The organism is Pseudomonas sp. CH61, assembly GCF_059429415.1.
Map to the genome: position 1 here is coordinate 4,963,204 of NZ_CM182098.1, position 18,950 is coordinate 4,982,153.

Sequence of the window (18,950 nt, forward strand, 5' to 3'; positions counted from 1 at the left end):
CTGCTCAGGGATAACTGAATGACTTCACCAGCGTCAGCTCTCCCACCGCGCGCATCGGGATCAGAAACGTCTCCATCTTCTCGCTCGGCGTACCCTCTTCGGTAATCACCGTCACCTGCGCGGTGGTCAGCGCCTGCACCGCTTCATCGCCGCCCTCGTCATCCCCACGATAGCCACCGCCGTAATAATTCACGTACACCAGATACTGGCCCTTGATCGGCGCCGGCATGGCGAAGATTTCCGGGCCATAGCCGGTGGTGACGTCGACGTCGAGCGCGGCGCCGTTGGCGGCGCTGCGGTTGCCGTACCAAATGTGCGCGCCGTCGGGGGTGACGAGGTGCAGGTCGAGGTCGGTGCCGTCGCTGTCCCATGCCAGCAGTACGCGCAGCTTGGCCGGGGTGGCGCCGCCGCTGGTGTTGAGGAATTGTGTGCGGTGGCGTTGCTGGCCGTCAGGGCTGCGCACTTCGACGCTGTTGCTGCCGTTGGGGAACGAGAACGGACGGTCAAAGCGGCCGCTGTCGTCGATTTTCAGCGGCATGCTCACGCCGTTGACGATCAGCCGTCCGGGTTCGTTGCCCTTCTGCGTAGCTTTGATCTCGCCGCTGATGCGCGCGGTATTGGCCTGGCCGACCGGGGTGTTGACCGATGAGGCCGGGTAGTTGACGGTCTGGCGGAAGCTTTCGCCCTCACCTTCGGGTGCGCCACTGCGCCAGCCGCCGACCGGAGTGTCGAGTTTGACGCTGTCGGCAGCAATGACCGGCGAGAGCGCGGTCAACGTGCAGAGCAGCAGCAAGACCTGTGGATAACGGAGTGTCATGGTCTATTCCAGCAAAAGGTGACGGGCGAGCCCTTCGATGTAGGTTTCATCCTGGCCGTTGGGATGTGCTTCAAAGGCAAGGTGCAGATATTCGTGGGTCAGGTCGAGGCGATCCTGCAGGGTCAGCACGCCGCGCACGTAGATGCGTTGGCGTTCGCGGTCGACGAAAGGACGGCCGAAGGCGAGTTTGCACACGGCGAAGGTGCTGACTTCGTTGTAGCCGGTTTCGCTTTCCAGCGTCGGGCGCCAGCCGCGTCGCTGTTTCTGCAGCCAGTCTTGTGCGGCGGGCAGCGCTTCGCAGGAAGCGACCGGGTTGTCCCAACGGCTGAGGCTGGCGCGCGGATAGGCGTGCAGCAGAATCGCGTCATAGCGCTGGCCGGCATTGGCCTGCTCGACTGCTTGTTGCCAGGCAAGTTTGTCCGGACCGGGTTGATTTGAGTGATAGGTGACGGTGCTGCCGGCCAGTACCAGGTCTGCCGTCCAGGCGGCGATGTTGCGGGATTCAGCCGAAGCTGGTCGTGGTGCGACGCGCTGGCGATTGCTGCTGTCGTCGATGCTCAGGCAGTCGCCGTTGCGCGTGGCGTTTTGCAGCAGATAAGTTCGGATTGCCACGGCCAGGGCTTTGGCTGCTTCGGCGGGTTCAGGTTTGGCTTCGCGCTCCAGCACCCGGGCGACGTACTCTTCGCGATCAAGCCTTGCGACGAGTTTGTCGTTGAGCAGAAACAGTTCGCCGTCGCTGTGGATATCCAGCGCGTTGCCGTTGGCGAATTCGACGCGGTAGTCGCCTTGCAACGGGCCGGATGTCGCGAGGCGATCACCCGCTAAAACCTTCGAAACTGGATACTTCGAAAACAGGCTGACTTCGACACAACGCCCCGCCTCCGAGGGCCAGGCTGCCGGCAACACGGTCGCCAATGCTTGGCCGTAATGCCGCAAGACCATCTGACTGGTGCCTCGCCCACCCGCCCAGACCGGCGAGCCATCAGCCGTCCAGCCAGCAAACCCGCCCTGCCGCGATTGCGGGTCCTGATCACCGAGCCAGCTCCAGGTTTTCACCCGCAGGCGCCCGCCCAGTTCGCCGACGACATTGCCATCCGCCGCATTCAGCACTACATCGAGCAGCACTCGACGCGCCTGATCCTGCGCCGGCAAAGTCGCCAGGACCTTCAGCAGCTCAACCACGGAAACCCGTTGAGCCGGCTGCACCGACGGCAAATCCAGCAACCACGACGGCGCCTGCCGCGCCTGCCAATAGGTACGCCAATCCGCCGCCGAAATCCCTAACCGCGCAGGCTCGAAATACAACCCGCAGGATTTCACCAACGCCTGATCACGCTCGATCCTGCCACCCGCCGAGCAGCAATAAACCTCCTCCTTCGACTGCCCGCGACATTCATACGCCGGCTCCCGCGCGCCGGTGTCCACCAGCCATGCGTAGACAAACAACTTCCACAGACTGCCCAGCGGCGTATCCAGCGATGACGGCAACGGTTCACGCTTGATCAGTTGCGTCTGACTCAACGACAACAACTCGCCCTTGTAGGCCACGCGCAACGGCTCGTCCTGCGCCGTCGCCAGCGCAGGCATCACACACATCAACAGCCACAGCAGCGGCCGAGTCATGTCAGTTAACCGTGACCTGACCGAGGGCGGCTTTCGCTTCCTGGGCCTGATGTTGCGGTGCGTAAACCTGCTTGAAACGCACTGGCGGCAGATTGAACTGGCCCTTCTGCGAGAAGCGCACCAGATGACGCAGGCGCAATTCGCCGCTCAGCGCATCGACCGGGACCGCGTAGGCCAACTGACCCGGTTCGAAACGCGCCTTCTCCAGCGCAGTCGGTTCGGTGCCGTCCTTGCCCTGCAACTTGATGCCCCAAGTGGTGCGCTCGACATCGGCGCCCGGTGGCAGCGGCACTTCGAGCATGCCGTAGCGCAGCGGTTTCGCGGCTTTGCTGGTGAGGATCACTTCGTCCAGATACAGACTGTCGCTGGACAGCGGCTTGGTGCCGACCGGCTCCAGTTTGAAGGTGAACGCTTCATCTCCCGGCACCAGTCGCGACAGGCGTCGGGTGATAGTCACGGCCATTGGATCGACTGGCGGTTGCTGAGTCTGGAAGCTCAGCGCCGCGCGCAATGGACGCTCTTGCGTGCCGGACACTGTCAGCACGCTCGGCACCGGCGTGGCGCCTTGCCAAGTCCAGTACATCTCACCAGTTGCACCGTAGTTTTTCTTCCAGCCTTCACCCGGCGTCAAGGCGATGGTCGGCGAAGCCTGGGCGATGCTGCGTTGCAACCAGGTCAGTGCCAGCGCACGTTCGAGGGTCGATTGCTGCGGCAATAGCCGTTGCAGCAACGCTTGCGCACGCGCCTGATCGAACGGTTGCAGTGACAGGTTCAACGCTTCGGCAAATGGCTGCGAGCTGACCGACAGACGCTGTTGCGCAGCGCCCACCTGACGATTGAACGCGTCCGGCAAGGCGACTTTCGACTGTGTGGCCAAAGAGGCGGTCAACACCCGTGCCGCTGCCAGACCGAGCGCCGAATCCGGATCGCTCATCACCAGACTGTCTTCGCCGTCGTCCATCAGCGTTTCGGCGTTGCCTTCCCCGGCCTTGGCCAAATCGTCCATCAAGCCGCTGAGCAGCGTGTTCACCGGCAGATGCATCTGCTTGGCAAACGACAGAATCAACGCTCGCTGCAGCAACGGCGTGTTCGGCGCTTGCTTGGCGTACACCTCCAGCACCCGCTGCCAATGCTCCGGCGGCAAGGTCAGCTCCAGCACCTGGCTGGCGTTGAAGTCGGCGTAATAAGCGTAAGCGGTGAGAAATGCATCCGGCTCACCGTCGTAACCCCACCAGGTGAAGCTCGCCGATGGCCCGGCCATTTGTACCAGACGCAGGCGGCTGTTCTGCATGATCAGGCGCAAGCGATCACGGATCTGCGGATTCGACGCCAGCGACGGATAGGCGATGCTCAGCGGCAGCAAACGACTGGCGGTCTGCTCGACGCCGCCGTACGGATAGCTGAGCAGATCATCGAGTGCCGAGCGGAACAACGCTTGCGGACGGTCATCCAGACGCAGGCGAATATCGGTGGCATCGGTCGGCAGACTCAGCGCAGTGTCACCACTGGCGACATCAAGGCTTTGCGTCTGCGTCACTTGCCAGCCATCACCGGTCGCACTCAGGCGCACAGCGAGGGAATCGGCGGTCTTGCCGTCCTGCACCAGCTCCGCCGTCCACTCGCTGGAAGCCAATGTGAACGCCGGCAGCGGCAGGTAGTTGATGCCGTTGCTCAGGGTCACCGGCAGGCGTTGTTCGGCGCCCGCGTAATGGGTGACCAGTTCAGCCTTGACCGGTTTCTCGGCCTGACTGAACGCGAACACTCCGAGTTGCGGCTGATCACCTTTGCGGAATTTGCTCGGGCCGCTCCACTTCAGGTACAGCGGTTTTTCCGAACGCACGAACTGTTTCTTTTGCCCGACCTGACCGTCATCGGCGATGGCGCGGGCGGTAATGCGCCAGCGGGTCAGCGAGTCCGGCATCTTGAAAGTGAAGCGGGTTTTGCCGTCGGCACCGGTCAACAACTCCGGCTGCCACGCAGCGGTATCGACGTCTTCACGACGCGGCCGCTCCAGCACTTTCACCCCGCGCTCGCTGCGGTTGGCTTTGCCTGGTGCGCCCGGGCTGCCCGGCAACGCGACGTCGTAACTGATGAACGACAGGCTGGCACTGGTGCGCACGTTGTTGCGGCGCGGGTGATAGAAGAACTGGTCGATGGTCGGCGCGACTTCCGGTTGCAGCGCATAAACCATTTCGTCGACGACGCTGACGGTCAGATGCGCCGGAACCGCTTTGCCGGCGAACTGCGTGGTCAGGTCCACCGTGACGGTATCGCCTGGCAGGTACACCGTTTTATCCGTGCTGATCGCCACGTCGATTTGCGGCGCGACCACTTTGATCCCGGCGTTCTGGAAGCTGTACTGACCGCCCTTGGTGTAGAGCACCGAGAACGTCAGGTTCGGTGCGAAGTTGTCTTTTACCGGGATGCGCGCGCGGTATTGGGTGTCGCTGAGTTTTTCCAGTTTCAGCCAGTCGCCGCCCTTGGCCAGCAGCGCCGTGGCTTCGACCTTGTCGCGCTCCAGCGACAGCAACGCATCGCTGACCGGTTCAGGGAACGTAATCAGCGCAAGCGCTTCATCACCGGCCTTGTACTCAGGCTTGTCGAGGACGATTTCCACGGTGCCCGGCACTGCTTTGACGCCGTCGCCAGTGACCGAATGGCCAGTGGCACCGAGTACGCGACCGTGTTGATCTTTCAACGTCAGGTTGTAGGTGCCTGGACGTTCGAAAGCGAGGCTGAAGCCTTTATCCGTCGCCGCAAGTTTGCCTTCGCCAGTGCTCTGGTCTTCCAGACGCACCCAGCCATACGTACTAGGCGTCACCGCTTTGCTTTGTTCAGTGCCGCCCTCGTTGGCGTAGCTGAACGCAACCTTGTCGCCGACCGCGCTGAAGCGTTGCGGTGCACTCAGACGGAAGCTTGCCGCGCCACGGTCGATAAGGATTTCCTTGGTTGTCTTGACCCGATACGCCGCGCCATCGCTGGCGAACACGGTGAGCATGTAGCGGCTCGGTTTGTCGGCGGCAGGCAGGTCGAGGGTTGCATTGCCTTTGCTGTCGGTGGTCAGTTCGGTGCTGGTCAGTTCCACCGGGAATTGCCCGAGGTATTGCAGCTCGTTGTCGACCATCGACAGTTGCTGGGCACGCAGACTCAGGGTCAGTTTGGCGTTGGCCACCGGTTTGCCGTCCGGGTAGAGCAGCACCAGACTGCCTTTGACCGGCTCGCCGGTGCGGTAATCCTGCTTGGCCAGGTTCAGCGAAATTTCAAAATGCGGTTTGATGTACTCGGCTACACGGAAGGCGCTGCTGTAGGCCTGATCCTTGTAGTTGAACCGAATCTCGTAGCCGCCCGCCACCGCGTTGTCCGGCAACTGGAAACGGCCCTGAGTGCCGGCCTTCGAATCGAGTTTCAAATCAAGGCGCTGCAACTCCGTGCCCGTTGCATCCAGCACGCTGACGTTGACATCAGCCGCCCCCGGCAACACCGAATCACGCGCATTCTTGAACTCGCGACCGACGATCTTCAGCGATACCCAATCACCCGGGCGATACAGCGGCCGGTCGGTGAAGGCATAGAGTTTGGTGTCGTAGATTTCGCTGTCGTAATAGAAGTTTTCCGAGACGAATACACCGCCCTCTTCGTCCTCACCGATGACGAAGGAACGCTCCGGACTGACGTGTTTCAGGCGCAGCAAGCCATCGGCATCGGTCGCACCGCTGCTCATCACGCCGAGGCCATCCGTCCACAGCACATTGACCTTCGGTACCGAACTGCCTTCGTGTTTACGCGCGGCCCAGACCAGCAATTCGTCGCCGGCAATCTTGCTCACCGCCACCGTGTTGGAAACGAACACCATGGTGGTCGCGCGGTACTTACCGATCAGCGCTTCGACCAGATACAGACCGGGTTTCAGATTGCCCAGCGGGATATAAACGTTGCCCGGCGCGACGCTGACGAAGTCGCTGGAAGACCCGGCCAGATTGACCCCGGCCGGTGGCTGAATCGGCTTGGCCTGCCACAGCGGATAACGGAACTGGCTGACCACCGGCAGACCCGGGATCAGCGCAAATTGCGGTTGCGCGTCGTACGGTGTGGGTGCGGCGATGGCGTTGCCCATCTTCAGTTCCGGCACTTCCTCGGTGACCTGTTTGCGCGATTCATAGGAGAACGCACGCTGCATCACCCGACGGGATTTGCGGTACCAGTTGTCCCACAGATACGCGAGGGTGTTGGACAGGCCTTCGCCCTTGAACTGGCCGTCACTGACCACGCGGTGCAGGTTCTTCTGACGCTTGAGGAAATCCAGCGGCTTGTCGATGCGGTATACGCGGATGTCGGCGCCGCCGTACGGTTCCATGCGGAAACGACGATAGTCACGACCCGGTGCTTCGAGGCGCACCATTGCCTGTTCATCAGCAGCAAAACTGCTGTCGGCCAGCAGGAAAAAGCTCTCACCGGACACCGGCGTATAGCCGCTCGGCTCAACCGAATCTTCGGCGCTGACGGTAGCCATTGGCAGCAACAGCGCCAGCAGCAAAGGAATTCGCGAGCAGATACGCAACATGCGGGCACCGGTCATTGGGAGAGAAAGTTCAGTCGATAGACGCCGATGAAGTTGGGGTTGGCTGCGTCGGGTATCCATCGGGTGTCCTTCCATGTCATGAGTTGCTGCAGGCTTGCCGAACGCATGCCGTTGTCAGTGGGGGTGGTGGTGCCGGTGTGATAGGCGATGTAGCGGCCCATCCAGATCATCAGGTGCTGGTCGTCGCCCTGATCGAAAAACATCAAATCACCGGGCCGTGCCTGCGAGACGTCGCGGCTGACCAGATGGCTGTTGAACTGAATCAGTTTGATCGCGTTGACGTACGGCCCGACCTTGCCGCCGCCCTGCTGCCATTGCTGGGCGAGCTTGCGTTGCTCATCGCTGAGCGACAGCTCTGGCGGCAGGTAGCGATTGGACAAACCATTGCTGCGCAGCCATTTGTCGTCGTGTACTTTCAGCGCTTCGTTGGCGGCGAAACGCACCAGCCCGGCACAGTCCTGCTGATACCAGCGCGGGCTCGGGCCCTGGCTCAGTTGCTCTTGGGCAATGCGCACGAACCAGGCGCGAAACACCTGGGATTGCGCCGGGTCCAGAGCTGGCGTTTCAACGGCTCGGGCCCCCGCACTCAATAGCAGCGCGAGCAGGCCGAGGCTGCGGATCAGTGCCGTCACAGCGCTTTCCACTCCAGCGGCAACCACTGCCAGTGGCCATCCGGCTCGCTGCCTTCAGGCAAAGTCAGGGCATATTTGCCATAGCCGCCGAGGGTGCGCAGTTTCGGAATCAGGTAGGTTTGTGCAGCGTTATAGAACACCGGCTCCATGTCCTGTGGCAGGCTGTCGAGGGTTTCCTGCTGCATCAGTTGCGCCATCGAATCCGGGCCGAAATAGATCGGCATCAGCACATCTTTGGGCAGCACGTCAGCCATTGGCGGGAAGCGTTTGTCGAGGGTGCCGAGGGCTTTGTCGACGAGTTTGTCGTCGAGGGAAAACAGCAGCGTCGAACCGTGGCGAGCGAGGCTGACTTTCATGAACGCCTTGCCGCTGATTGCGTCCGGGTTCTCGGCAGTCTTCGCCGCATACGGGCCGAAGTTGGAGCTGACCTGGCGCTGCCAGACGTGGCTCTGGCCTTCCTGCTTCTCGACCACCGGGAAGACGTTTTCGTCGACATTAGCCTCGAACGCACCAACCATCGAACCGAACAGCTTGCCGAGGTCGCCATCAAGCTTGCTGCTGTCCTCGTCTTTCAGACTGGCCACCAGCAACGGTGTGTACAAACGCGAATCGGCGTACCAGCACAGGCCTGCCGCGCCAGCCACATGTTCGGTGAGGGTCTGCGCTACCGCTTCTTCAGCGCCGAGTTTAACCAACAGCGGTTTCTGCGGTTCGGCAGCCACCGGCAAAGTCACGCAGGCACTGGCACCCAGCGGCATGGCTTGCCAGACCGGTTTGAAATCGAAGTCGGGCTGGTTTTCCAGCTCGTCCATGGCCAGGTAGCTGTGCCAGCCCTTGTCGTCCATGTCGAAGCGCAGCCCGGCGAAGTTCGGGATGAAGCGCTGATAACCCATGGCGAGAACACTGGAATTGACCGACAGACGCTGCTTGGTCTCCGGGGTTTTCGCTGGCAGGCCGAACGCTTCAGGGAAGAGTTTTTCGCCATTGAGCAGCGCCGCCAGCGCTTGTGGCGAAACGTGCCCCGACTCTTCGGAGACGCCACTTTCCGGGTCGTAATACTTGGCCGGGTTGGACAGCACCACCAACTTGTCACCATGGGAGGCGAACAACAGCGCTTTGCTGGCGTTATAGGTCAGTTGATACAGCGGCACAGTGTCGCCGCCGACCTTGAGTTCGCCCATCTGACTGAGCTGCGTGTCATCCAGCGCGACTTTCGCCAAGGGCTCGAGCAGCTTCGCCAGCCCGCCGCGATCCATCACCAGCAGGAAATCCTTCAACCGCCCATCCGCGCCACGCCACAACGCGACGTCGGCCGGTTGATCGAAAAGCTGTTCGATCAAGCTGTCCTGCAGTTTCAGGTCATGCTCGTAAATGATCCGGCGCAGACTGCCGATCAAACCGAGGCGATCAGCATGGGTCTCGTAATAGAAGACGAAATCTTCGGTGAGCGTGGCCTTGAGGAACGGCACGGTCAGCAAGTCTTTGGGCAACTGGCTCAGCGAGCGGGTTTCCAGCAACGCATCCGGGCGGCTGAGGCCAAGCTTGTCACTGGCCAATTCCGCCGGCGGTGCCTTGGGCTTGAGCAGCAGCCAGCCAAAACCACCCGCCACGCCGGCCACCAGGCACAACCCGGCCAGAAGCAAAGGCCAGCGCCGCGAAGGTTTGGCCGCTGGCGTGTCGGCAGCCGGAGTAACAGTGTTATCGCTCATCTTCTCGCTCATTTCCCAAAGCTCAGGATTTCATCCGTGGCGGAATGCTTAATAGTTGAAAGTCTTGACCAGCAGCAGATCACCGATCGCCCGCAGGGGCACGATGAACGTTTCGCGTTTTTCGTCGACGGTGTTTTCGTTGAGCACCAGCGTGATTTGCGAGGTGATGACCTCGTTCTGGTTGCTGGTCTCCTCGAAGTTATAGCCGCCGTTGCCGAAGTTGCCCCAATAGTTGACGTAAACCAGATAGGTGCCATGCAGCGGCGCGGTCATGGTGAACATTTCCGGGCCCGGGCCATCGACGCCATCAGGGTCCAGACCACCGCCATTGCTCAGCGCCGGTTGTGCCCAGAACGCATGCTGACCGTCGGGCGTGACAATGTGCAGATCCAGCTCGGCTTTCGGATCGTCCCATCCCAAGACAAGACGAATTCGCGCCGGCGTGCGCAAATTGTTTGCTTCATAAAATTGCACGCGCTTGAGCGACTGGCCTTCGGCGCTGATCACTTCGACGCTGTTGGAGCCCGCGCCGAACGCGTACGGCCGGGCGAAACGGCCCTGGTCGTCGGTGTACAGATTCAGTGGATTGCCATTCACGGCGAGACTGTGCGGCGGGCGCATATGGCCGATGGCCTTGAGCTGGCCCTGGATCATCGTGCGATTGCGCTGGATGCCGCGATCGATCGGCGGCGTCGGGTAGGCGACTTGCGGGTTTTCCGTGCGGTCGAGCAAGCCGTGATAGCGCCAGCCGCCCACCGGCTCCGACAGCTCGGCCGTCGGCGCCGCCAGCAGTGCGGGCGCGCAGGCCAGGCCGATCAGCAGCCAAAGAAATGAACGCATGTGATGCCTCCTGCCATGCCTGAACGAAACCTTGCACCCGATCCTCGGTACTTCACAGCGGTGAAACTGCGTTTCGTCTGAAAGACCCGTGACTATGGGGTCGTAGAAGGCGCGAAGATTAGCCATTTGGCAGTTTTTTAACAATCGGATACATGTGCTATTGCTGTAGAAATCCAGCCAATCCAGTGGACGGTGAGCCGAATAGGCGTCATATTCGGCTCACAAAATGAGCCGAATAGCTTTTCTATTCGGCTCACGGACTCAAGGCAGGCAACGAATGGCAACTCACTGGATCTGGCAGCAGCCCGACTGGCCCGACTTCAACTGGCAGGCAGAACGCTTGACACCGTTGTTGCGCGAGTGTGTGCAGGCGCAAGGTCAGTTGATGGGTATGTCCGGTTCAGTAGGCGACTCTTTGGGGGCTCAGACCGAACTGGATGCCCTTTTGCAGAATATCGTGACGTCTTCGGCCATCGAAGGTGAGCAACTGAATGTTGGGTCCGTACGGTCGTCGCTGGCGCGACGATTGGGCCTGGAGTTGATCGACGGCGATAAAGTCAGTCAACGCAGTGAAGGTCTGGCGCAGCTAATGCTGGATGCCACCCGTCGATTTACCGAACCGTTGACGCTGGAACGCCTGCTGGAATGGCACCAGTGGCTGTTTCCTGATCAAGAGGCTGACCTTACTGCGCGCTCAATGCATGTGGGCGCGCTACGCGGTGACGAGCCAATGCAGGTGGTTTCGGGTCGCATTGATCGCCCGACCGTTCATTTCGAAGCACCACCACGCCAAGGTCTTGAACAGCAGCTCGATCAATTTCTCCAATGGTTCGAGGCCAGCGAGCATCAGACAGCACTGGACCCGATGCTTCGCGCGGGCATCGCCCACTTCTGGTTTGTTACCTTGCATCCGTTCGATGATGGCAACGGTCGCCTGACCCGCACCATCACGGATCTGGCGCTGGCACAGGGCGAAGCGCAAGCCATCCGTTTCTACGCCATGTCGGCGAGCATTCTGGATGATCGTGCCGGCTACTATCGGATTCTGGAATCGAGCCAGAAAGCCACGCTGGATATCACTGAGTGGCTCACATGGTTCCTGCAAACCTTGCTACGCAGTCTGCAACAAGCCATCACCCGGATTGAAAGCGTGCTGGGCAAAACGCGTTTCTGGCAGGCACACCGCGAGTCCGAACTTTCGGCGGAGCAGGTCAAGGTACTCAATCGCCTGCTCGACGGCGGCGAGCGGGGCTTTGAGCACGGTATCAGCGCCGGTCAATATCAAGCGGTGGCGAAAGTGTCGAAGGCCACGGCGACCCGACATCTTGCGCAGTTGCTTGAGAAAGGTTGCCTGCAACGCTTGCCGGGGGGCGGTCGGAGCACGCGCTACCAGATCAATTATCCGGACAGAGCAGCCCGTTAAACCCAACCGTCACAGAGTCATGTTTTGCCCTTGAGAGCCGGCCCGCCCATTTGCCCATAAACCCCCTATCTGCTAGTGTCGCGCCGGTTTAACGTCAACCGGAAATCGCCGCCATGGCCCGCAAAAAAGCTGCACTGGATTTCGAACAGTCCCTCGCCGACCTGCAAACACTGGTCGAACGTCTGGAGAACGGTGAATTGTCGCTGGAAGACTCGCTGACCGCTTTCGAGCAGGGCATCGGTCTGACCCGTGATTGCCAGGCAGCGCTGGCGCAGGCCGAGCAGAAGGTGCAAGTGCTGCTGGAGCGCGATGGCGAACTCGCCGAGGAACCCTTCGACGCGGAACAGCCAGAATGATTGCCGCGTACACGGCGAGCAGTCAGACCCGGGTTAACGCAGCGCTGGAAACCCTGTTCAATGCGCCGTTGCCAGAGTTGGCGCGGCTTTACGAAGCCATGCGCTACAGCGTGATGAACGGCGGCAAACGCGTGCGTCCGCTGCTGGCCTACGCCGCGTGCGAGGCGCTCGGTGGCAAAGCTGAGCAAGCCAACGGCGCGGCTTGCGCGGTCGAGCTGATCCACGCTTATTCGCTGGTTCACGATGATTTGCCGGCGATGGACGACGACGATCTGCGTCGCGGCCAGCCGACCACTCACAAGAAATTCGATGAAGCCTGCGCGATTCTCGCCGGTGACGGTTTGCAGAGCCTGGCCTTCAGCGCCCTGCTCGAACCGCGCCTGAGCGACTGCAGCAGCGACATTCGCCTGCAAATGGTCACTGCGCTGGCTAACGCCGCAGGCCCGGCAGGCATGGTCGGCGGTCAAGCCATCGACCTCGGCTCGGTCGGCCTCAAACTCGATCAGAAAGCCCTCGAACAGATGCACCGGCACAAGACCGGCGCGCTGATCGAAGTCAGCGTCAAACTCGGCGCCCTGGCCAGCGGCCGTGCCGAGCCGGATGAACTGCGCGCCCTGCAGACTTATGCACAGGCTATCGGCCTCGCTTTCCAAGTGCAGGACGACATCCTCGACGTCGAAAGCGATACCGAAACACTCGGTAAACGCCAGGGTGCCGATATCGCCCGCGACAAGCCGACCTACCCGGCGCTGCTCGGTCTCGACGCTGCCAAGGCTTACGCGCTGGAACTGCGCGATCAGGCCCTGCACGCCCTGCGACCGTTTGACGCGGCAGCCGAGCCGTTGCGCGAGCTGGCCCGGTATATCGTCGAGCGGCGCAACTGACGGCGTATCCGCCAAAAAAGACCAACGCGTGGGCAGGGGGCGATGCATCAGGTAAACTGCCGCATCTTCTATACCTATAACGATTCGCCTGATGCCCACGACGTTTCATGAGATTCCCCGCAAGCGCCCGACCACGCCCCTGCTCGACCGCGCGAATACGCCGGACGGCCTGCGCCGGTTAGGCGAAGCCGAGCTGGAAACCCTGGCCGATGAGTTGCGCCTGGAATTGCTCTACACGGTCGGTCAGACCGGTGGGCATTTCGGTGCCGGCCTGGGCGTGATCGAGCTGACCATCGCGTTGCATTACGTCTTTGACACGCCAGACGACCGTCTGCTGTGGGACGTCGGTCATCAGGCGTATCCGCACAAGATCCTCACCGGTCGCCGCGAGCGCATGGGCACCCTGCGTCAGAAGGACGGCATCGCTGCCTTCCCGCGCCGCGCCGAGAGCGAGTACGACACCTTTGGCGTCGGCCACTCCAGCACCTCGATCAGCGCTGCACTGGGTATGGCGATTGCCGCCCGCCTGCAGAACAGTGATCGCAAGGCGATTGCCGTGATCGGCGACGGTGCGTTGACCGCCGGCATGGCTTTCGAAGCGCTGAACCATGCGCCGGAAGTCAACGCCAACATGCTGGTGATCCTCAACGACAACGACATGTCGATCTCGCGCAATGTCGGCGGTCTGTCGAATTATCTGGCGAAAATCCTTTCCAGCCGCACCTACGCGAGCATGCGAGAGGGCAGCAAAAAAGTGCTGTCGCGTCTGCCCGGCGCTTGGGAAATCGCCCGTCGAACCGAAGAATACGCCAAGGGCATGCTGGTCCCCGGCACCCTGTTTGAGGAGCTGGGCTGGAATTACATCGGCCCGATCGACGGCCACGACCTGCCCACGCTGATCGCCACGCTGCGCAACATGCGCGATCTGAAAGGCCCGCAGTTCCTGCACATCGTCACCAAGAAAGGCAAAGGCTTCGCCCCGGCGGAAGTTGACCCGATTGGTTACCACGCCATTACCAAGCTCGAACCACTGGACGCTCCAGCCGCCGCACCGAAGCAGGCCAGCGGGCCGAAATACTCGGCGGTGTTCGGCGAATGGCTGTGCGACATGGCGGCGGCTGATCCACGTCTGGTCGGGATTACCCCGGCGATGAAGGAAGGCTCGGATCTGGTGGCGTTCAGCGAACGCTTCCCGCTGCGCTACTTCGACGTGGCGATTGCCGAGCAGCACGCGGTGACATTCGCTGCCGGCATGGCCTGCGAAGGCGCGAAACCGGTGGTGGCGATCTACTCGACATTCCTCCAGCGCGGTTACGACCAACTGGTGCATGACGTCGCGGTGCAGAACCTCGACGTACTGTTCGCTATCGACCGCGCCGGTCTGGTCGGCGAAGACGGCCCAACCCACGCCGGTAGCTTCGATCTGTCGTACCTGCGCTGCATCCCGGGCATGGTCATCATGACCCCGAGCGATGAAAACGAGCTGCGCAAGATGCTCACCACCGGCCACCTGTACAACGGCCCGGCGGCGGTGCGTTACCCGCGCGGTAGCGGCCCGAATGCGGCCATTGAGAAAGATCTTGAGCCGATTGAAATCGGTAAAGGCATCGTCCGTCGTCAGGGCAGCAAAGTGGCTTTGCTGGTGTTCGGCGTGCAACTGGCCGAGGCGCTGAAAGTCGCCGAGAAACTGGATGCCACCGTGGTCGACATGCGCTTCGTCAAACCACTGGATGAAGATCTGGTACGCGAGATTGCCGGCAGCCACGAGTTGCTGGTGACCATCGAAGAGAACGCGATCATGGGCGGCGCCGGTGGTGCAGTCAGCGAGTTCCTCGCGCGCGAGAACATTCTCAAGTCGATGCTGCATCTGGGCTTGCCGGATATCTACGTCGAGCACGCCAAGCCTGCACAGATGCTGGCCGAGTGCGGGCTGGATGAGGCCGGGATCGAAGCGTCGATTCGTCAGCGTCTGGCCTTACTCGACAAATAAACGCAATACCCTTGTGGGAGCGAGCCTGCTCGCGAATGCGGACTGTCAGTCAAATCAGGGCTGACTGATACAGCGCATTCGCGAGCAGGCTCGCTCCCACATTTGATTTGTGTACACCTGAAACACCAGTGGACTGTCCATGAACCTCTCGCGCCTCGCCCTGCCCTTTCTTCTGCTGCCATCCACCAACGCTTTTGCCGATACCTTCGAGCGTGATCAGGCACTGAAACTGCCGGACATGCTGATCTCAGCCAACCGCCAGGTCGAAGCCCGCAACGACAGCAGCGCCGCCAACACGGTATTCACTCGCGAAGACATCGACCGTCTGCAACCGAGCGACGTGCCGGACCTGCTGCGGCGCGTCCCCGGCGTGCAAGTGGCGCAGGCCGGCGGGCGCGGCAGCCTGCCGGGGATCTACATTCGCGGCACGCAGTCGGCGCAGAGTCTGGTTTTGGTCGATGGCCAGCGCATCGGCAGTTCAACGTCCGGCGACAGCAACCTGCAGCATCTGAATATCGAACAGATCGAGCGGGTGGAAGTACTGCGCGGTTCGCGTTCGGTGATTTACGGCAGCGATGCGATTGGCGGGGTGATTCAGATCTTCACCCGACGCGGCACTGAGCAGGGTTTGCAGCCCCGGATGCACGTCGGTTTCGGCAGCAACCAGACTTGGCAGCGCAGCCTCGGCTTGTCCGGGGGCGATGAGAAAACCCGCTTCAACCTCGGCGCCAGCCTGGATGAGACTGCCGGGATTGATCGCACCCATGAGTCGTATCCAAGCGATGGCGATCACGACGCCTACCGCAATAAATCCGTCAGCCTGAGCCTCAGCCTTGCACTGAGCGATGACATCGAAATCGGCACCAATCTGCTCGATAACCGTGGTAAGGGCGAGTTCGACAACCCGTTCGGTAGATATGACTTCGCGACGGATCAGTCCTACCAGCAGCAGCCCTACAGCGATTTCAACGTCAGCAGCGTCAGCAGTTACGTCGATGCCCGGGTCAACGACCTCTGGAAAACCCGCGTCGAGTTCGGCCATACCGAAAACCGCGAGAAAACCCTCGACAAGCTCAGCGACGAACGCACGGTGTTCAACACCTACCGCGATTCGCTGAACTGGCAAAACGACCTGACCCTGGATGCCCGCAACAGCCTGATCCTCGGCGGCGACTGGTACGAAGACCGGGTCAACAGCAGCACCGCATTCGACGAAGACAGCCGCTGGAACCGCGCCGCGTTCATTCAGCATCGATATCAGGCCGACAGTTTCTCCACGGAGCTGGGGCTGCGCCATGACGATAACCAGCAATTCGGTAGCCAGAACACCTGGAGCGGCACGTTCACCCTGCCGCTGAACCCGGACAACGATCTGTTGCTGAGCTACAGCGAAGGCTTCCGCGCGCCGACCTTCAACGACCTGTACTACCCGGACTTCAGCAACCCGGATCTGAAACCGGAAACCTCGAAAAGCTACGAGCTGCAATGGCGCAGTCAGTTGACCGATAGCAGTCGCCTGGAAGCGTCGATTTACCGTACCGACCTCAAAGACGCGATCATCTTCGGCAGCAACTCACGTCCAGAGAACGTGGCTTCAGCACGCATCAACGGTTTCGAAGCAGCGCTGAAGCAGGAGTTGTTCGGCTGGCAGAGCAATCTTGGCGTAGCGATCATCGATCCGCGTGATCGGGATACCGGGCACACCTTGGCCCGGCGTGCGCGGCGGACGTTGAGCTGGGATCTGGATCGACAGTTTGATCAAGTCAGCCTCGGCGCCAGTTGGCAGGCGGTCAGCAGCAGTTATGACGATAAGGACAATACGCAGGCGCTGGGCGGCTATGCGCTGTTCGGCTTGCGCAGCAGTTGGGCACTGAATCGCGAGATCAAGCTGGATCTGAAGGTCGATAACGTTTTCGACAAGGGCTACAGCCGGGCGAACTACAGCTATGACGGCAGCCAGTATGGCTATCGCGAAGAAGGTCGAGTGTGGATGTTTGGCGTCACCTGGACGCCAGAGCTTTGATCTGAGCTTTGCAGTGCTTTGGCTGCCCTCTTCGCGAGCAGGCTCGCTCCCACAGTAGATTGAGCACAACCACCATTTTGTGCCCGCCAGAGAACCAATGTGGGAGCGAGCCTGCTCGCGAAGAAGTCACCACGGTTTCAGTGGTCCGGCGCGATCAATTGGCAGAGCTTGGCGGTGGCGCTGATCATCTGGCCGCTTGGGCGTTCGAGGCCTTTGTCGGTGACCAACAGTAATTTCCCCTGTTTCACCGCTGCCACCTGCGGCCACGCCTTCCAAGCATCAAGTTGCGCCTGATCCCCCGCCAGAATCACTTCAGGATCACGCTGCAAAACCGCCTCAATACTCACCTGCGGCGCCGGTAGACTCAGGTCAGCGAACACATTGCGCGCCCCGCACACTTCCAGCGCATCGCTGATGATCTGCCCGCCACCGACGGTGTACAGCGGCTTGTCCCAAACCTGATAGAAGACCCGCAACGGCACATCGCGGCGATAGCGCTGGCGCAGCTCAACGAGTTGTTTGCGAAACTCCGCCGCCCGCTTCACCCCACGCTCCGGCCGCCCCAACTGCGCAGCAATGGCTTCTATCTGGGTGGTGAGTTGTTCGAGCGAATGCGGTTCGGCGACAAAGGTCGGGATACCCAGACGTTTCAATTGATCACGTTGCGCCGGGCCGACACTCCCGGGCCACAGCAACAACAAATCAGGCTGGAGGCTCAGCAGCTGTTCCATATCGAGTTGGCCATAGCGACCGACTGACGGAACGTTGGCAATCGCCGCCGGTCGCTCACCGGCATCCAGCACACCGACCAACAGATCAGCCGAATCCAGTTCAACGACGATTTCAGAAAGGGACGGCGCGAGGCTGACCACCCGCAGTTGCGCCAGCGCAGGACCACTGACGGCCAGCAGCAGAACCGCCAGCCAGAGACGGCGCATCAGCCGAGTTGACGCGGGATACGGTAGAGATAAAACAGTACCGCCGTGGACAACGCCAGCAGCATCAACGGTACGGCTTCAAGACCGACAAACACCGCCAGTGCGCCAATCCACGCCGGCAAGGCTGCCGCGAGAAAAGCCGCACGACGACGGGCTGCGAGGGCAATCCACGCGGCCGGTTCAGCAGGGGTATCGAGGGCTTTTTGCGTAGCGATCAGCGCATGTTTGTAGCGACCGAAAAACTTCAGACTGACAAACATCGACGCGACGCCGGCAATGAAAAACGGCATCGCCAGTACCGGCAGAATCCCCTCGCCCTGACCGAACAGAGCGTTGAGGACAAACAACGGCACCAGCGCCAGCGCCAGGTATTTCCACCAATCAACCGACAACCGGCGCCGCACCTGCCCCCGTGTCACGCGCGATCAACCTCGCCCTGATGCTCGTTGCCCATCATGTGGTCGAGCTTGCTGGCCTTGGTCGCCAGGTAGAGTTTGTTGTGCGGGTTGTGGCCGGTGTGCAGCGGCACGCGCTCGGCGACGGTGATGCCCATGTCGGTCAAGGCTTTGACCTTGCGCGGGTTGTTGGTCATCAGACGCAGGGATTTCACACCCAAGTGCTCCAGCATCGGCAGGCACATGGCGTAGTCGCGCTGGTCGGCGGCAAAGCCCAGACGTTCGTTGGCTTCTACGGTGTCGGCGCCGCCGTCCTGCAGCTCATAGGCGCGGATCTTGTTCAGCAGACCGATGCCGCGACCTTCCTGACGCAGGTAGAGCAACACGCCTCGGCCTTCGCGGGCGATGGCTTTCAGCGCGCCTTCCAGTTGCGAGCCACAGTCGCAACGCTGGCTGAACAAGGCATCGCCGGTCAGGCATTCGGAGTGCAAACGGCCGAGTACCGGGGCACCGTCGGCAATTTCACCCAGGCTCAGCACGACGTGCTCGCGGCCGGTGGCTTCATCGAGAAAACCGTGCATGGTGAATTGCGCAAAAGGCGTTGGCAGCTTGGAAGCGGCGACAAAGACGACAGGCACCGGTGTGCTCCTGATCTAAAGAGTCTGAAAATTCGCAGGCCGGCATTGTAACAGCAGGTTCCTGCACACGCTTAGGCTGAATTATCGGGCATAACGATCAAAA

The 18,950-nt window shown here is 61.2% G+C and carries 14 protein-coding genes; 5 read left to right on the forward strand and 9 right to left on the reverse strand.

The window, feature by feature from the left end; all coding sequences use genetic code 11:
- Positions 1 to 4 precede the first annotated feature (4 nt).
- The 6 genes from AC5SEM_RS22235 to AC5SEM_RS22260 are packed head-to-tail and all read right to left on the reverse strand — an operon-like array spanning position 5 to position 10,200.
- Complete coding sequence (locus tag AC5SEM_RS22235; protein WP_495471288.1) at positions 5 to 817, reverse strand: YfaP family protein; 813 nt, start codon at positions 815 to 817, stop codon at positions 5 to 7.
- Positions 818 to 820: 3 nt separating this feature from the next.
- On the reverse strand, positions 821 to 2,440 hold the full coding sequence (locus AC5SEM_RS22240) for a DUF2300 domain-containing protein (protein ID WP_495471289.1): 1,620 nt from the start codon (positions 2,438 to 2,440) through the stop codon (positions 821 to 823).
- 1 nt (position 2,441) lies between these two features.
- On the reverse strand, positions 2,442 to 7,016 hold the full coding sequence (locus AC5SEM_RS22245) for an alpha-2-macroglobulin family protein (RefSeq protein WP_495471290.1): 4,575 nt from the start codon (positions 7,014 to 7,016) through the stop codon (positions 2,442 to 2,444).
- Positions 7,013 to 7,651 (reverse strand): DUF1175 domain-containing protein, encoded by a 639-nt coding sequence (locus tag AC5SEM_RS22250; protein ID WP_077574696.1) that lies wholly within the window; start codon positions 7,649 to 7,651, stop codon positions 7,013 to 7,015. The genes AC5SEM_RS22245 and AC5SEM_RS22250 overlap by 4 nt, the downstream gene beginning before the upstream one ends.
- Complete coding sequence (locus AC5SEM_RS22255; protein WP_123593149.1) at positions 7,648 to 9,360, reverse strand: DUF2138 domain-containing protein; 1,713 nt, start codon at positions 9,358 to 9,360, stop codon at positions 7,648 to 7,650. The genes AC5SEM_RS22250 and AC5SEM_RS22255 overlap by 4 nt, the downstream gene beginning before the upstream one ends.
- Before the next feature lie 48 nt (positions 9,361 to 9,408).
- Positions 9,409 to 10,200, reverse strand: a complete 792-nt coding sequence (locus AC5SEM_RS22260) for a YfaP family protein (RefSeq protein WP_095048805.1) — start codon at positions 10,198 to 10,200, stop codon at positions 9,409 to 9,411.
- Positions 10,201 to 10,477: 277 nt separating this feature from the next.
- Between AC5SEM_RS22260 and AC5SEM_RS22265 the strand changes: the two genes are divergently transcribed.
- From AC5SEM_RS22265 to AC5SEM_RS22285, 5 genes are all read left to right on the forward strand, one after another.
- On the forward strand, positions 10,478 to 11,623 hold the full coding sequence (locus AC5SEM_RS22265) for a Fic family protein (RefSeq protein WP_495471291.1): 1,146 nt from the start codon (positions 10,478 to 10,480) through the stop codon (positions 11,621 to 11,623).
- Positions 11,624 to 11,736: 113 nt separating this feature from the next.
- Positions 11,737 to 11,979: an exodeoxyribonuclease VII small subunit gene (locus AC5SEM_RS22270; protein WP_003228627.1), complete on the forward strand. Its 243-nt coding sequence runs from the start codon at positions 11,737 to 11,739 to the stop codon at positions 11,977 to 11,979.
- Positions 11,976 to 12,863: a (2E,6E)-farnesyl diphosphate synthase gene (ispA, locus tag AC5SEM_RS22275; protein WP_116029881.1), complete on the forward strand. Its 888-nt coding sequence runs from the start codon at positions 11,976 to 11,978 to the stop codon at positions 12,861 to 12,863. The genes AC5SEM_RS22270 and ispA overlap by 4 nt, the downstream gene beginning before the upstream one ends.
- Positions 12,864 to 12,954: 91 nt before the next feature.
- Positions 12,955 to 14,853, forward strand: coding sequence for a 1-deoxy-D-xylulose-5-phosphate synthase (gene dxs, locus AC5SEM_RS22280; RefSeq protein WP_371042583.1), 1,899 nt, complete (start codon positions 12,955 to 12,957; stop codon positions 14,851 to 14,853).
- Positions 14,854 to 14,992: 139 nt separating this feature from the next.
- Positions 14,993 to 16,876: a TonB-dependent receptor domain-containing protein gene (locus AC5SEM_RS22285; protein ID WP_495471292.1), complete on the forward strand. Its 1,884-nt coding sequence runs from the start codon at positions 14,993 to 14,995 to the stop codon at positions 16,874 to 16,876.
- Positions 16,877 to 17,013: 137 nt separating this feature from the next.
- On the opposite strand, the gene AC5SEM_RS22290 is transcribed toward AC5SEM_RS22285, so the two are convergent.
- Genes AC5SEM_RS22290 through ribA form a run of 3 tightly spaced genes read right to left on the reverse strand, consistent with a single transcriptional unit; the run spans position 17,014 to position 18,847 of the window.
- Positions 17,014 to 17,814, reverse strand: a complete 801-nt coding sequence (locus AC5SEM_RS22290) for a cobalamin-binding protein (RefSeq protein WP_495471293.1) — start codon at positions 17,812 to 17,814, stop codon at positions 17,014 to 17,016.
- A complete protein-coding gene (locus tag AC5SEM_RS22295; protein WP_116029885.1) occupies positions 17,814 to 18,233 on the reverse strand; it encodes an MFS transporter in 420 nt (139 codons plus the stop codon). Before AC5SEM_RS22295 ends, AC5SEM_RS22290 begins: the two co-directional genes overlap by 1 nt.
- Positions 18,230 to 18,847 (reverse strand): GTP cyclohydrolase II, encoded by a 618-nt coding sequence (ribA, locus tag AC5SEM_RS22300; protein ID WP_016984117.1) that lies wholly within the window; start codon positions 18,845 to 18,847, stop codon positions 18,230 to 18,232. The genes AC5SEM_RS22295 and ribA overlap by 4 nt, the downstream gene beginning before the upstream one ends.
- Between the last annotated feature and the right edge of the window lie 103 nt (positions 18,848 to 18,950).